The organism is Aliiglaciecola sp. LCG003, from assembly GCF_030316135.1.
Classification (GTDB): Bacteria; Pseudomonadota; Gammaproteobacteria; order Enterobacterales; family Alteromonadaceae; genus Aliiglaciecola.
Map to the genome: position 1 here is coordinate 2,004,525 of NZ_CP128185.1, position 14,483 is coordinate 2,019,007.

Here is a 14,483-nt window from a genome sequence, read left to right on the forward strand (position 1 = left end):
AATTAAAGTGATTAAAAAAATTGCTGTCGAAGTTCGTATGATTGTCTAAAATTGCTCTGTATGACTCGGGTGTCATCGCAGAGCCGTTTTGTGCATATTAATCTAAGTGTTTTATCGAAAATGACGTTTAACTGCGCGGGAAACCGCCAACACTGAGGTACATAATGACTACAAATAAGTCTAAGATTATCTATACCAAGACTGACGAAGCACCGGCGCTAGCGACCTATTCATTGCTGCCAATCGTCAAGAAATTCTCTGCTACTGCTGGTATTGAAGTGGAAACCAGTGATATTTCATTGGCGGCCCGTATTCTAGCCAATTTTTCAGATTTTTTGACTAAAGAGCAAAAGGTAGAAGATGCCTTGTCAATCTTAGGAGAACTTACCCAATCTCCTGAAACCAATATCATTAAGCTGCCAAACATCAGTGCATCAATTCCACAGTTAAAAGCAGCCATTAAAGAACTACAAGAAAAAGGTTTTGAGTTACCTGATTTCCCCGAAAATCCAAAAACTGATGCAGACAAAGATATTAAAAATCGCTATGGAAAAGTACTTGGAAGTGCGGTTAACCCTGTATTAAGAGAAGGGAATTCTGACCGTCGAGCGCCAACTGCAGTTAAAAACTATGCCAAAAAACATCCCCATTCTATGGGTGAGTGGAGTCAGGCCTCTCGTACCCATGTGGCACACATGCGTGGCGGTGACTTTTACTCAGGCGAGAAGTCAGTTACGGTGAGTGATGCGGGTTATGTTCGTATTGAATTCACCAATACAGCTGGACAAAAGACCATTTTAAAACCTCGTGTTGACTTGTTAGCTGGCGAAGTAATTGATGGCATGAACATGAGTAAAAAAGCACTTTGCGAGTTCTTTGAGGCACAAATTGAAGATGCTAAAAATACCGGAGTGTTGTTTTCATTGCATGTAAAAGCCACCATGATGAAAGTCTCTCACCCGATAGTGTTTGGTCACTGTGTGAAAGTGTTCTACAAAGAACTATTCGATAAATATCAGGATTTGTTCGATGAGCTTGGCGTGAATCCAAATAACGGACTTGGCAGTGTTTACGACAAAATCTCTAGTTTGCCTGCATCTCAGCGTTCAGAAATCGAGCGTGATATTAACAAGTGTTATCAAGATCGTCCTCCCTTGGCGATGGTAAATTCAGACAAAGGTATTTCAAACTTACATGTCCCTAGTGATGTAATTGTTGATGCATCTATGCCTGCGATGATCAGAAGCTCGGGACAAATGTGGGGGCCAGATGGTAAACCACAAGATACCAAAGCGGTAATTCCAGAAAGTACTTATGCGACTATTTATCAGGAAGTTATTAATTTCTGTAAAACCCATGGTGCATTTGATCCTACCACTATGGGCACAGTGCCTAACGTTGGCTTAATGGCGCAAAAAGCTGAAGAATATGGATCCCACGACAAAACCTTTGAAATGGTAAGTGACGGAAAAGTGCAGATAATTGACCAAGATGAAAACGTCCTTATCGAACATGCAGTTGAAGAAGGTGACATCTGGCGTATGTGCCAAGCAAAAGATGAACCGATCAGAGATTGGGTGAAATTAGCTGTGACGCGCGCCAGACAGTCCGGTATGCCAGCAATTTTCTGGTTAGATGATGAGCGTGCTCATGATATCCAACTGATCAATAAAGTTACTACATATTTAAAAGATCATGACACCGATGGTTTGCATATTGAAATTATGTCTCCTGTTCGTGCAATCCGTTACACAATGGAACGGGCTATTCGTGGGCTAGATACGATTTCGGTAACAGGTAATGTGTTACGCGACTATCTAACCGACTTGTTCCCAATCTTAGAGCTTGGCACCAGTGCAAAGATGCTTTCAATCGTGCCCCTTATGGCAGGTGGTGGTTTGTTTGAAACGGGGGCAGGCGGTTCGGCACCCAAACACGTTCAACAATTTGTTGAGGAAGGGCATCTGCGTTGGGATTCTCTAGGTGAGTTTCTTGCTTTGGCCGTTTCCTTAGAAGATCTGGCGATTAAAAATGACAATAGCAAAGCTAAGTTATTGGCTGTAGCTTTGGATAAAGCCACTGAAAAGTTGTTAAATAATGGCAAGTCTCCGCTAAGAAAAGCCGGGCAGTTGGATAATCGAGGCAGCCATTTTTACTTAGCATTGTATTGGGCTGAAGAATTAATGAACCAAAGCTCTGACGCAGAATTGTCGACTTATTTCGCTGACATACATAAAAAACTCAGCGACAATGAAAAACAAATCATCGCTGAAATTGATGCTACTCAATCACAACCAGCTGAAATCGGTGGTTACTACTATCCGGATGAAGCTTTATTGACTAAAGCAATGTGTCCGAGCCAAACTTTGAATCAGATTATCGCTTAATCGAGTTTTTTCGAAGCAAAAAATAAAAAAGCAGGCTAAAAGCCTGCTTTTTTTGATTGGTTACATTTTAAAATAACTGTGTTTCATTTTTCTAGAATCTAAGTCTGGCCTAACTATCTTTCAGGTTCGTCACTAATACCAATATTTTCAGCATGTAAGCCTTTTGGGCCTTGCTGAACTTCATAAGTCACTTCCTGTCCCGCTTTCAGGGAACGGTAACCATCCATTTTGATAGTAGAGTAGTGGGCAAAAATGTCCTCACCACCATCATCAGGAACAATAAAACCAAAGCCCTTTGCATTGTTAAACCATTTGACTTTTCCAAGCGCCATACATCTGCTTCCTTTTAATCCCTTGAACTAACACCTCAAAGTCCCCACAATATATTCATAGAGACTAGACAAACGACAACACAACGATTTGCCTTACATAAAATGTAGATATTTTAACCTATGAATGTCAAGGTCAATTTAAATTAATCGACAAATTTTCGTTAAAACACGACAATTAATGTCATAACAACACTAAAATTCCAATATGAGCAAAGATAATATAATTAGTATCGACCACGAAAAGCAAAAGGAAGCGGTCAAAAAGAAAGTCGAACCGCCGCCAATGTACAAGGTTTTACTAAATAATGATGATTACACGCCGATGGATTTTGTTATTGAAGTATTGATGCGTTTTTTCAACGCTGACGCGGAAAAAGCCAATCAGTTGATGTTGACAGTGCACTATCGCGGTAAAGCTGTTTGTGCTATTTATACTGCACAGATAGCTGAAACTAAAGTCATGCAGGTCAATCAATATGCCCGTAAACATCAACATCCATTGATGTGTACAATGGAACAAGCATAGTGTTAGTTTAATCAGACAGAGGGTGAAAGTATGTTAAATAAAGATTTAGAGCAAACCCTTAACGAAGCGTTCATCTTCGCCAGAGAGCATCGTCATGAATTTATGACAGTCGAACACTTGCTGCTCGCGCTAGTTGATAATAAAGCCGCTAGAGAGGCGCTTAAGGCCTGTGGAGCTAATATTGACTCGATCAAAGCTGAGTTAATTGACTTCGTCAAAGATACCACGCCCTTGATAATGGACGACCAAACTACAGACCGAGAAACCCAACCGACACTTGGCTTTCAGCGAGTCTTGCAACGTGCTGTATTTCATGTTCAATCTTCCGGTAAAGAAGAAGTCACAGGTGCCAACGTTTTGGTGGCGATTTTCAGTGAGCAGGAGTCGCAAGCGGTTTATATATTGAAAAAAGCCGACGTGACCCGCTTGGATGTGGTTAACTTTATTTCTCACGGCGTGAGTAAAAATGAAGATGAGTCTGCAGATATCGACAATCACGATGAAAGCGTTGAAGGGGAAGAGAATACTTCTATTTTAGAAAAGTATTCGTCGAACTTAAATGTGCTGGCCAAAGAAGGTAAAATTGATCCTCTTATCGGTCGTGATGCAGAATTAGAAAGAACCATTCAGATCCTATGTCGTCGGCGTAAAAATAATCCACTGCTTGTGGGTGAAGCTGGGGTGGGGAAAACCGCTATTGCAGAAGGACTGGCTTACAGAATCGTTAATTCTGAAGTGCCAGAAGTGATAGCCTCAGCGACGGTATATTCACTTGATTTAGGTGCATTATTGGCGGGTACTAAATACCGTGGGGATTTCGAAAAACGCCTTAAAGGTATTTTGAAAGAACTCAGCAAAGATGAAGAAGCGATTTTATTCATTGATGAAATCCACACTATCATAGGGGCAGGCGCCGCTTCTGGTGGTGTCATGGATGCATCTAATTTACTTAAGCCCAAGTTGAGTAGCGGTGAATTGCGCTGTATTGGCTCTACTACCTATCAAGAGTATCAAGGCATATTTGAAAAAGATCGTGCCTTAGCAAGACGTTTCCAGAAAATAGATGTTGCCGAGCCTAGTGTGCTAGATACCACTAAAATTTTGATGGGATTGAAAAGTCGCTATGAAAAACATCATAACGTCCGGTATACAAATCAAGCAATAAAAGCGGCCTCTGAACTGTCAGCTAAATATATTAACGAGCGACATCTACCAGACAAAGCAATCGATGTGATTGATGAAGCGGGGGCAAGCCAACAGCTATTGCCATCATCGAAGCGTAAAAAAACCATAGGTTTAAACGATATTGAGCATGTTATTGCCAAAATGGCGAGGATCCCTGAGAAGTCCGTATCGGCTTCTGACAAGGAAACGCTGAAGAATCTGACCCGAGACCTTAAGTTAGTAGTATTCGGTCAAGACGAAGCGATAGAGACCCTCTCGGATGCTATCCGCTTGTCTCGCTCCGGTTTGGGTAATGAAACTAAGCCAATCGGTAATTTCATGTTCGCTGGTCCTACGGGTGTAGGTAAAACTGAAGTTACTCAACAGTTAGCCAAAATTATGGGCGTTGAGTTAATTCGATTCGATATGTCCGAGTATATGGAAAGACACGCTGTTAGTAGATTGATAGGTGCACCGCCAGGATACGTTGGTTTTGATCAGGGTGGTTTACTAACTGATGCCGTGATTAAAAATCCGTATTGCGTGGTGTTATTGGATGAAATAGAAAAAGCCCATAGCGATATTTATAATATCTTATTGCAAGTGATGGATCATGGAACCTTAACCGATAATAACGGCCGTAAAGTTGATTTTCGAAATGTGGTATTAGTCATGACCACCAATGCTGGCGTGCAAGAGACAGTGCGAAAATCAATTGGCTTTAAACAACAAGACCATAGTCATGATGCTAAGAGTGAAATCAATAAAATATTCACGCCTGAGTTTAGAAACCGTCTAGATGCGACCATTTGGTTTAATCATTTGGAGTCAGATGTGATTTTACAAGTTGTTGATAAATTCTTTGTGGAATTACAAGTTCAGCTTGATGCCAAAGGTGTCTCTCTTGAAATAGATGCCGAAGCTAGAGCTTGGTTAGCGGAAAAAGGTTATGACAGGTCAATGGGCGCTCGTCCAATGGCTAGAGTGATGCAAGAGCATGTTAAGAAAGAGTTGGCCAATGAATTATTGTTTGGCAAGCTGATGAAAGGCGGTAGTGTGAAAATCACCTTGTCTGAAGATAAGTTGAACTTTAAATATACTAATGCCGACAGTAAAGAGCCTAGTGAAGCCTAACTCTATAGGGTAAATTAGCAACAAAAAAGCCCAGCATTTGCTGGGCTTTTTAGTCTTTTAGGTATTATCTGGCGCGATAAATGATACGACCTTTACTTAAATCGTAAGGTGTCATTTCTACTGTAACTTTGTCACCAGTTAAAATTCGAATATAGTTTTTACGCATCTTCCCGGAAATATGCGCGGTGACGACGTGCCCGTTCTCTAATTCAACGCGGAACATAGTATTTGGAAGTGTATCCAATACGGTACCTTCCATTTCAATACAGTCTTCTTTCGCCATGTAAGTTGTTTACCTCAAATAAGTGTCAAAATTGCCGCGCAGATTTTGCCCAATAAGGCAGCGAGTGTAAAGGATTACCTGCTATTTTTTTTGATTAAGTGCCATTTATGCTCAATAAAGCGTTCGTGGGGGTGAAAATTCGCCTTATAGTTCATTTTTTGACAGGCATCGACTTGATAGCCTAAATACAAATATTGCTTATCACGTTTTTTTGCCAGCTCAAGCTGATGAATAATCGCCAAAGTGCCTAACGAACGATGCTCATATTCAGGCTTAAAGAATGTGTACAGAGCGGATAAACTATTGGGAAGTTCATCGGTGACTGCAATAGCGATCAGCTCTTGGTTTAAAAAGAATTCAACATAGATGACATTTAACCAATCACTACTGGTGAAACTTTCATATTGATGGGGTAGAGCAGGGTACATACTCCCATTTGCATGGCGTTGGTTAATGTATTGTTGGTAGATAGAAAAATATTCAGGTTTGTTATCAAAGCTGGCAAAAACCTGTATGTCGCTATTTTTATTAATGATGCGCCTTTGGCTCTTGGAAGGCTTGAAATCCTTGACCGGTAGCCGTATGGATTGACAAGCATCGCAAGCTGCACAATGTGGGCGATAAATTTGCTCTCCACTGCGCCGGAATCCGGCATCAAGTAGGGCGTCGTATTCAGTGGGTGTTGCCGTAGTATTTTGACTAGGGACCAAAACTAATAACTGTTCTAGTTGATCAGCAAGGTAACTGCATTCGAATCTATCCGTGATACCAAATTTCATTTTCATAACGTCAATTGTTGGGCGAGCCAAGGTATTTGGATTGGTTGTTTATTATATTTCTTTAAATAGCTTAAAAACTGCTTTCTGGCAACTGTGACACAGCCCAAGGTGGCTAAGTGCGGGTTTTGCATCTGGCAGTCTATAAGTTTGACTTTAAAACGTGCTAGATACTGCACTAAATAATGCAGTGCTATTTTAGAACCATTTGTCTGCTTACTAAACATTGATTCACCACAGAACACACTGTTGCTATAAACACCATAAAGCCCACCAATAAGCTCATTATCGAGCCAAACCTCTACAGAGTGGGCGTGACCGCTTTTGTGCAAGTTTTTATAGCCTTGGATCATCTCTGCCGTGATCCAGGTGCCATTGTCAGTACGAGGTATATGGGCACAAGTATCGATCACCTGATCAAAGGCTAAGTTAATGGATACTTGTGGTTTAATTCTACGGATGTGTTTCAGCAGACTTTTGCTGGGATGATAATCATCCACAAATATTACGCCTCTAGGGTCTGGCGACCACCAAAGAATTGGCTCGCCTTCTCCAAACCAAGGAAAGATCCCTGAGGCATAAGCACTTAACAGCCTTTCTACTGATAAATCCCCTCCGAAGGCGAGTAATCCGTTAGGGTCGACAAGTGCATTTTCTACATCAGGAAACGTTGAGGTATGGTCTAATTTAGGTAGCGAAATCATAATTTACTATGCTTACTTTATTAGACTTATAATTGCGACTAAGCCACTCAAAATTAATCATCCTCAACATTTTAACAGACAAACACTCTCCGATTAGCTTTCTAATGCATCTAGGTATTTTTCGGCATCAAGGGCGGCCATACATCCGGTACCCGCAGAGGTAATCGCTTGTCTATAAACGTGGTCACATACATCACCAGCGGCAAATACACCGGGAACACTGGTTTGTGTCGCATTTCCTTCAAGGCCGCTTTTAATCTTAATGTAGCCATCTTTCATGGCCAGTTCACCATCGAAAATATCGGTATTGGGTTTGTGACCAATGGCAATAAATAACCCCATAACATCAACATTTTCAGTGGCGTCGGAGTTAGCATCTTTAATTCTGATACCAGTTACGCCCATATCATCACCTAAAACTTCATCTAAGGTGCGATTGAGATGTAAAACCACATTGCCATTTTTAGATTTTTCCATCAAACGATCAGCTAGGATCTTTTCACTTCTAAATTCTTCACGTCGGTGAATAACATGAACCTCAGAGGCGATATTGGATAAATATAGAGCCTCTTCAACCGCAGTATTACCGCCACCCACAACTGCAACTTTCTGATTTCGATAGAAAAAACCATCACAGGTTGCACAGGCTGACACACCTTTACCCATAAATGCCGTTTCAGACTCCATACCTAAATACTTAGCAGAAGCGCCTGTAGCGATGATCAATGCATCGCAGGTATAAGTACCATTATCCCCTTTGAGCGTGAAAGGGCGCTTGGATAAATCGGTCTCATTGATATGATCAAAAATGATTTCAGTATCGAATTTTTCAGCGTGTTTTTGCATTCTGACCATCAAGTCAGGCCCAGTTAACCCTTCTGGATCGCCAGGCCAATTCTCTACTTCTGTGGTAGTTGTTAGTTGCCCACCTTGCTGAATGCCAGTTAATAACACTGGGTTTAGGTTTGCCCGAGCAGCGTAAACCGCGGCAGAATAACCGGCTGGGCCAGAACCTAAAATCAAAAGACGTACGTGTCTTACATCAGACATATATTACTCCATAGCTTGAAAAGTACCGCGTTGCACCTCACATTGAGTAAGTGCAGTTACGATTAATAAATTTAGTTGCTCTAAACATAAGGCTATTTATCCGAGATTCAATCTCATGGACAAAGATTTTCTGCCTTAGGCTACTTAAAATTAGTTTTTGTTAACGAATCTTGGCTAGGACAAATAATTAGCCTGTGCTATTCGCCGCTAAATAACTCTAGTTAATAGTCTAGTTATGCTGGATAGATCAAGAAATGTAAAAACTAACTACATTTTATACCAATTTGATTTTGGCAATTTCGACTAGAAACGTTTACTCTTGGGTTGATGTATATTTTGATAGATTGGGTGTTAAATGTCTCAGACAGTTACAGATATGTTTCGTGATGGTCAGGAGTATATGAAAACTTGGCCAATGCAAAAAGAACTTTATGCACTTTTCCCTGAGTGCCGAGTGATTTCGGCTACAAAATTCTCAATTACTGTGATGCCACCTTTGGCGGTGATCACCGCTGCATTGCTGATTGGTCAAAATGGTACCGCTTTTATTCCTCAATCTATCGCTATGGGCGCCTTCTTTCTAAGTTTACCCATGCAAGGCTTGATGTGGTTAGGTTTCCGCTCAAATCAAACATTACCTCCAGCGATGAAAGCCTGGTACTTGGACATCCATCAAAAGATGGCATTGGAAGGGGTCAGGGTTGCAGAATTACGGGCGAAACCTCGCTACAAAGAACTAGCCAGACTATTGAAAACTGCCTTTAGCGAACTTGATAAAGTCTTTACCCAACGTTGGTTCTAACTATCGCCTCAGACAAGCTTTGTCGGCATACTCTGCAGATATAGCTTTGTTTGTGACGAATCACTTTATTGTGGCGACGAATACTTAGCGCCACAGGTCCACACTCGCATCGATACTCTACAGTTTGGCCTTGAGTCTTGGTTGTATCCATTTTATGGGTGGTCTTGGCTGGCTTTTTAAAAACATGCTGCATGATGTGGCGCCACTCAGGACCGTGGGGTCTGACCTTACCGAACAAGTGAAATGTCACTATATGTGCCACTTCATGGGCTATAACTTCATCATGGAAGCTTGCCTCATTGTCTTTTAATAGCACAGGATTTAACTTAATCAGATGTTTGTGTAAATGTGCCGTTCCGGCTATTTTGCCCCTTTGATTAAAGGCCAAGTCAGGGTAATTCAATTTTATTGACAAACTATTGTTCGCCAGATCAATAAACTGATTAACGGTCAAACGCGCAGCCTGTTTTTGTTCAAAACTGAGAATGGATGATAATGTTGGCATTGCACAAGGGTACTCAATATTCTAATTACAACACGCTAGTTAAACTAGACGGGGTAAGGATGGATAACGAGATAGTAAATCGTCGCTATCCATCTATTATTACTACTTTATTTCACAAGCTAAACAGTGTGCGTAAACACCTTTAGGATCATTAAACTTAGCAACAGTGTCTAATTGTTTAACAAAATGTTTCACCACGCCCATTAATTTAGACTCATCTTGTTGGATATTGGTTTCGCCAACCATCATTGATGCTTGTCCGAAGAACTCTTTCCAAAAACGTTCGCTAGCGCTCATATCGCGCTGAACATATTGAGTGTCATATTCTTCTAAGCCTGCTAATGTCGCGGCACTTTCCACAGCATCATCAATATAGCCTAAGCTATCCACCAAGCCTAAATCAAGCGCCGTCTCGCCTATCCAAACGCGACCTTGAGCAATACTGTCAACCGCTTCTAAACTCATATTGCGCTCTTCAGCCACCAAACCAATAAATTGCTTATACCCATGATTAATACTCATTTGTATTAATTGACCGACTCTAGGATCCAGTTCACGGGTGGCGCCTATTCCAGCAAAATCAGTGGTACCAACCCCATCGGTATGAATACCTAGGTAATCGAGGGAATTCTCGTAGGTCATAAACATCCCAAAGATTCCGATTGACCCAGTAATAGTGCTGGGCGCTGATATTATTTTATCTGCGCTGGCCGAGATCCAATACCCACCCGAAGCGGCATAGGTACTCATTAGTGCTACAACAGGTTTATTGGCCACTTTGAGGTTTTCAATTTCTTGGCGGATAATTTCTGAGGCGAATGCGCTGCCACCTGGAGAATCAACGTATAACACTACGGCTTTGACTGTTTCATCAAGGCGTGCTTTGCGCAACAACTCTGCAGTACTATCGCCGCCCACATCACCTGCTTTTTGTGTGCCATTTAAAATAGCGCCCTTGGCAACTACGATGGCAACTTTATCAGTCTCTATATTAGGCAGTTTAAAGGGGGTTTTGATGACGCTTAGATACTGGTCTAAGTTAATCTGCTTAAAAGATTTTTCATCTTTATCTGGACCCACTAAGGCAAGCATTTCCTGGCGGATTTCTTCACGGGTCTTAAGACCATCAACCCAACCATTGTCTAAAGCATACTTAGCAAAGTCTGCATCAACCTGCTCAAACTTACTTAAGAAGGTTTCAATCTCTTCATCAAAATTTTCTTCAGAAAGATTTCGAGCTTTAGCGACATCTTGCTTATATTGCTGCCACAAGGAAGATAACCAAGCTTGGTTAGCCTCTTTTGCCGCATCAGACATATCATCTCTAATGAAGGGTTCAATGGCTGATTTATAGGTACCCACCTTAAATATATGAGTAGTCACTTTTAGCTTATCTAGTGCTGCTTTGAAATAGGTACGGTAACGACCATAACCTTCAAACATCATTGCACCCATAGGGTTTAGGTAAACCTTATCGGCACGACTGGCTAAGTAATATTGATTTTGCGAATAAAAATCACCAAACGCGTAAACTGGTTTGCCGCTTTCTTTAAAACTATCAATTGCAGTTGCTATTTGATGTAATTTATCCATCCCAGCACTGCCCATGCCCTGTAGCTGTAAAACTAATGTTTTGATGCGCTTATCATGCTTAGCATTCTCTAGCACAAATAAAACATCTTGCAATAGGACTTCCGGATTATCATCTTTTTGTCCTAGGGCTTGGACTAAGAATTTATCCAAAGGGTCGACATAGCGCTTTTCGATGACTACATCACCCTCTAGGTTGAGTACCAAGGCACTATCATTCGGTACTATAATTTTACCGTCATCTTTCAACAGAACGAATATTAGACCGATTGCTAACACTATAAATATAATGTTGAAAAACAGTTTCCTGCTAAAATTTAATACTGACCAGATTCCCGTAAAGAAAGATTTGGTCCAACTTGTTCCATTTGCCATACTACTCTCACCTGAAATTAAAACTCTGCATATCCTAAACAAATTCACCAATTAAGCCATGTAACAAATGTAATTTTTTATGAATTTGAGGGTTTATCGCGTTGTTTCTGTAAATCCTGCTCTAGCCATTTTTTGATTAAACTGACAAACAAAGCTAAATCATCGTCCGCGAAGGTTTTGATTAAAGCTGCTTTTCGCGCACTTTGCTTAACCTTAGGCTGCTGTCGATTGAATAATCGTGACAGGGGGGTGGTGTTCATCAGAAACATCAATCGTATTGAAATATTATTACCCCGAAGTCTATCTATTCTAAAAACTAACTTAAAGAGATAATTGATGGGATTACTGGATAAATTTAAAACCAGCCAAGATCTCATGGCTCGGATACAAATTATGGACGGATTAGCGCCATTGTTAATTCGAATTTACCTCGCACCTATATTTATTCAAGCTGGTTGGGGGAAGTTAGCCTCAGTGGAAGACACGGCTGCCTATTTTGGCAATGCCAACTGGGGATTGGGATTACCTTTTCCTGACATTTTAGCCGTGTTGGCAGGCGGGGCGGAGTTCATCGGTGGATGGTTTTTGTTATTCGGATTTTTAACTCGGTTAATTGCCATTCCTCTGATGGTGACAATGTTGGTTGCCGCGCTAACTGCCCATTGGCAATATGGTTGGCATGCCTTACCGGAGACTACTTTAACTGTGCCATGGGAGTGGCGTATGGATCTCATTGAAGGAGCAGTTGAACGTAAAGAAGCAGCTAAAAATGTGTTACAACAATATGGCGACTATGCTTGGCTGACAGAGCATGGCAATATCACCATACTGAAGAACGGTGTCGAATTTACTGCGACCTATTTCATAATGTTATTGGTATTATTTTTCAGTGGTGGTGGTCGATTCACTAGCCTAGATTACTTTGTGCAAAAATTTGTTAGGCAATCATCTTAAACTCGGGTTGTAGTCAACCTATAAAGTTTGCATAATTTAATCATTAATAAAATTAAAGGTGTAAGTATGCAAGCCATAGATCTGCTCCTAAACCGTCGCTCTCAACCACGTCTAGCTGAACCTGCTCCCCAAGGTGAGGCTTTAGACAATATCATGCAGGCAGCGTTGCGTGCGCCGGATCATAAATGTTTAACCCCTTGGAAATTTGTCGTCTGTCAGGGTAGGGGGTTAACTAAGCTCGGCACCATTTTCGAGCAAGCTGCAATTAACTCAGATTTAGATGACAAACAGGTAGAGCGCGCTCCCCAATTACCTTTGCGAGCCCCCATGGTCATAGTCGCAATTGCAAAATATCAACAGCATGACAAAGTACCTTGGGTCGAACAAGTTGCATCTGCAGCTTGTGCGGTACATGCCATGCAAATGGCTGCAGTCGCTCAGGGCTTTGGAGGTGTCTGGCGCACCGGCGATTATGCGCAAAATGACGAGGTGAAGTGTGCATTTTACCTCGAAGAAAAAGATGAAATTTTGGGTTTCTTATACTTGGGAACCCCCGTCAATGAGGCCATGCCGCCTCCTAGTCGAAATGCTCCAGACTATTTTGAATTTTGGGATTAATGTTCCATAAAATGATTTGAATCCAAAAGGCAGCCAAATATAGGCTGCCTTTTTGTTTTAGTACTTACGGTTGCCAACCTTATTCTACATTAAAAGACATTCCTGCATTGGCCTTGAGACGCTCAATCAATTTGTTGCCTAACAGCGGAGCAGTTGTCCAAATTCCACCTTTGACTTGTATGTCGTCTTGCACAAGACAAACTGCTGATTCGGCAATCATTTTAGAGGTTGTGCCATAGCCCGGATCCATAGTGCCTTTAACTGACACTGTGAGCGATTCAGCCCCCTCACTGCCGACAAAAATGAGATCAAAAAAACCAGCTTCCCGTTCTGTTTTGCTCGGCCCCTCACCTGGTATAGGACCCTTATCACCAGACATACTTTTATCATTAGCAACTGCGTTGGCAGTGGCTTCTCCTTTTTCACCAGGTCCGGTAAACATCATTTCATCATAGACAAATTCTTCACCATATTGGTGGTCTAATAGAAAATTCGAGCGATGAATATTGCGAGTATTAATTGCAGCCATAATAAAGGGTGCTGACCAACTATTAAACTCCTGTTCAAACAATGGTTTATTACCTAGAGGTTGTGTTGGCCCAGTAAAGCCTGGCGTCAATGAGAAAGGATTGAGTAACACCTGCATTACTTTAGGGTCTTTATGGGCTGCTACCATGGTGGCCTTTAGGCTGGCTGCCGTGCCCCCTGAAAATGTCCCTTTCATGCCTCTAACTCGACCTTTAATGCGAGCAAAGGTGTGGCCGAATTTTTCTAACCCGTGCTGTTGTAAAAAGTACACACCAAGGTCAAAAGGGATGGAATCAAAACCGCAGGAAAATACTATTCTGGCGCCAGATTTTTCAGCAGTCTGTTGATGTGCTTCAATCATTTGATGCATCCATGCAGGTTCTCCGCACAAATCTACGTAGTCAGTACCGGTTTGGGCACACAGGGCAACTAGTTCATTGCCATAGTGCTGGTATGGACCCACAGTGGTAAGCACGACTTTGGTGCTGTCTACCATCTTTTGCAGACTGTCAATATCAGTAGCATCGGTATGGATACAATCTACTGAATCATGAATATTTAAATCCTTTTTGACCTGTTTTAACTTGTCCAGACTTCGTCCGGCTAACGCCCAACGTAAACCGCTAACGCTCGGATATTGGCTCGACATGTATTCTGCGACTAATTGACCGGTAAATCCTGTTGCGCCATAAACGATGACATCATATTGGTTGTTTGACATCTGTTTTCTCTGTGTTGAATGAAGGTAGTCGATA

15 protein-coding genes are annotated in these 14,483 nt (G+C 41.6%); 6 read left to right on the forward strand and 9 right to left on the reverse strand.

The window, feature by feature from the left end; translation table 11 throughout:
- The first annotated feature begins 164 nt into the window (after positions 1-164).
- On the forward strand, positions 165-2,387 hold the full coding sequence (locus QR722_RS08625; RefSeq protein WP_286287164.1) for an NADP-dependent isocitrate dehydrogenase: 2,223 nt from the start codon (positions 165-167) through the stop codon (positions 2,385-2,387).
- Between the two features lie 113 nt (positions 2,388-2,500).
- Here the strand turns inward: QR722_RS08625 and cspD are convergent, their stop codons facing one another.
- Entirely contained in the window at positions 2,501-2,719 is a 219-nt protein-coding gene (gene cspD, locus QR722_RS08630) for a cold shock domain-containing protein CspD (protein ID WP_286287165.1), read from the reverse strand.
- Between the two features lie 205 nt (positions 2,720-2,924).
- Here cspD and clpS point away from each other — a divergent pair, with 205 nt between their 5' ends.
- Entirely contained in the window at positions 2,925-3,245 is a 321-nt protein-coding gene (gene clpS, locus QR722_RS08635; protein ID WP_286287167.1) for an ATP-dependent Clp protease adapter ClpS, read from the forward strand.
- A gap of 30 nt (positions 3,246-3,275) precedes the next feature.
- Entirely contained in the window at positions 3,276-5,543 is a 2,268-nt protein-coding gene (gene clpA, locus QR722_RS08640; protein ID WP_286287169.1) for an ATP-dependent Clp protease ATP-binding subunit ClpA, read from the forward strand.
- 64 nt (positions 5,544-5,607) lie between these two features.
- On the opposite strand, the gene infA is transcribed toward clpA, so the two are convergent.
- The 4 genes from infA to trxB all read right to left on the reverse strand — a co-directional run bounded on the left by infA (position 5,608) and on the right by trxB (position 8,356).
- On the reverse strand, positions 5,608-5,826 hold the full coding sequence (infA, locus tag QR722_RS08645) for a translation initiation factor IF-1 (protein WP_006010397.1): 219 nt from the start codon (positions 5,824-5,826) through the stop codon (positions 5,608-5,610).
- 74 nt (positions 5,827-5,900) lie between these two features.
- Complete coding sequence (locus QR722_RS08650; protein WP_286287628.1) at positions 5,901-6,605, reverse strand: arginyltransferase; 705 nt, start codon at positions 6,603-6,605, stop codon at positions 5,901-5,903.
- Between the two features lie 2 nt (positions 6,606-6,607).
- Positions 6,608-7,306: a leucyl/phenylalanyl-tRNA--protein transferase gene (gene aat / locus QR722_RS08655; protein WP_286287187.1), complete on the reverse strand. Its 699-nt coding sequence runs from the start codon at positions 7,304-7,306 to the stop codon at positions 6,608-6,610.
- Between the two features lie 93 nt (positions 7,307-7,399).
- Positions 7,400-8,356, reverse strand: coding sequence for a thioredoxin-disulfide reductase (gene trxB / locus QR722_RS08660; protein ID WP_286287189.1), 957 nt, complete (start codon positions 8,354-8,356; stop codon positions 7,400-7,402).
- A 355-nt stretch (positions 8,357-8,711) separates the two neighbouring features.
- Between trxB and yfbV the strand changes: the two genes are divergently transcribed.
- Entirely contained in the window at positions 8,712-9,158 is a 447-nt protein-coding gene (gene yfbV, locus QR722_RS08665) for a terminus macrodomain insulation protein YfbV (RefSeq protein WP_286287191.1), read from the forward strand.
- Here the strand turns inward: yfbV and QR722_RS08670 are convergent.
- From QR722_RS08670 to QR722_RS08680, 3 genes are all read right to left on the reverse strand, one after another.
- Positions 9,139-9,663, reverse strand: coding sequence for a SprT family zinc-dependent metalloprotease (locus tag QR722_RS08670; protein ID WP_286287193.1), 525 nt, complete (start codon positions 9,661-9,663; stop codon positions 9,139-9,141). The two genes, yfbV and QR722_RS08670, sit on opposite strands and share 20 nt — an antisense overlap.
- Positions 9,664-9,765: 102 nt before the next feature.
- The gene (gene sppA, locus QR722_RS08675) at positions 9,766-11,628 is read right to left on the reverse strand and encodes a signal peptide peptidase SppA (protein ID WP_286287195.1); all 1,863 of its coding nucleotides are present in this window, start codon (positions 11,626-11,628) and stop codon (positions 9,766-9,768) included.
- A 77-nt stretch (positions 11,629-11,705) separates the two neighbouring features.
- Positions 11,706-11,888 (reverse strand): hypothetical protein, encoded by a 183-nt coding sequence (locus tag QR722_RS08680; protein WP_286287197.1) that lies wholly within the window; start codon positions 11,886-11,888, stop codon positions 11,706-11,708.
- A 76-nt stretch (positions 11,889-11,964) separates the two neighbouring features.
- Between QR722_RS08680 and QR722_RS08685 the strand changes: the two genes are divergently transcribed.
- Together QR722_RS08685 and QR722_RS08690 are read left to right on the forward strand one after the other, a co-directional pair.
- Positions 11,965-12,582: an HvfX family Cu-binding RiPP maturation protein gene (locus QR722_RS08685; protein WP_286287199.1), complete on the forward strand. Its 618-nt coding sequence runs from the start codon at positions 11,965-11,967 to the stop codon at positions 12,580-12,582.
- Positions 12,583-12,648: 66 nt separating this feature from the next.
- Complete coding sequence (locus QR722_RS08690) at positions 12,649-13,200, forward strand: NAD(P)H nitroreductase (protein ID WP_286287202.1); 552 nt, start codon at positions 12,649-12,651, stop codon at positions 13,198-13,200.
- A gap of 79 nt (positions 13,201-13,279) precedes the next feature.
- Here QR722_RS08690 and QR722_RS08695 read toward each other — a convergent pair whose 3' ends face one another.
- Complete coding sequence (locus tag QR722_RS08695) at positions 13,280-14,449, reverse strand: saccharopine dehydrogenase family protein (RefSeq protein WP_286287205.1); 1,170 nt, start codon at positions 14,447-14,449, stop codon at positions 13,280-13,282.
- Positions 14,450-14,483: the final 34 nt, after the last annotated feature.

Bases quoted from the DNA above. Each gene is read 5' to 3' on its own strand.
- QR722_RS08625 (WP_286287164.1), top strand. From the start codon at position 165: ATGACTACAAATAAGTCTAAGATTATCTATACCAAGACTGACGAAGCA.
- cspD (WP_286287165.1), bottom strand. From the start codon at position 2,719: ATGGCGCTTGGAAAAGTCAAATGGTTTAACAATGCAAAGGGCTTTGGT.
- clpS (WP_286287167.1), top strand. From the start codon at position 2,925: ATGAGCAAAGATAATATAATTAGTATCGACCACGAAAAGCAAAAGGAA.
- clpA (WP_286287169.1), top strand. From the start codon at position 3,276: ATGTTAAATAAAGATTTAGAGCAAACCCTTAACGAAGCGTTCATCTTC.
- infA (WP_006010397.1), bottom strand. From the start codon at position 5,826: ATGGCGAAAGAAGACTGTATTGAAATGGAAGGTACCGTATTGGATACA.
- QR722_RS08650 (WP_286287628.1), bottom strand. From the start codon at position 6,605: ATGAAATTTGGTATCACGGATAGATTCGAATGCAGTTACCTTGCTGAT.
- aat (WP_286287187.1), bottom strand. From the start codon at position 7,306: ATGATTTCGCTACCTAAATTAGACCATACCTCAACGTTTCCTGATGTA.
- trxB (WP_286287189.1), bottom strand. From the start codon at position 8,356: ATGTCTGATGTAAGACACGTACGTCTTTTGATTTTAGGTTCTGGCCCA.
- yfbV (WP_286287191.1), top strand. From the start codon at position 8,712: ATGTCTCAGACAGTTACAGATATGTTTCGTGATGGTCAGGAGTATATG.
- QR722_RS08670 (WP_286287193.1), bottom strand. From the start codon at position 9,663: ATGCCAACATTATCATCCATTCTCAGTTTTGAACAAAAACAGGCTGCG.
- sppA (WP_286287195.1), bottom strand. From the start codon at position 11,628: ATGGCAAATGGAACAAGTTGGACCAAATCTTTCTTTACGGGAATCTGG.
- QR722_RS08680 (WP_286287197.1), bottom strand. From the start codon at position 11,888: ATGAACACCACCCCCCTGTCACGATTATTCAATCGACAGCAGCCTAAG.
- QR722_RS08685 (WP_286287199.1), top strand. From the start codon at position 11,965: ATGGGATTACTGGATAAATTTAAAACCAGCCAAGATCTCATGGCTCGG.
- QR722_RS08690 (WP_286287202.1), top strand. From the start codon at position 12,649: ATGCAAGCCATAGATCTGCTCCTAAACCGTCGCTCTCAACCACGTCTA.
- QR722_RS08695 (WP_286287205.1), bottom strand. From the start codon at position 14,449: ATGTCAAACAACCAATATGATGTCATCGTTTATGGCGCAACAGGATTT.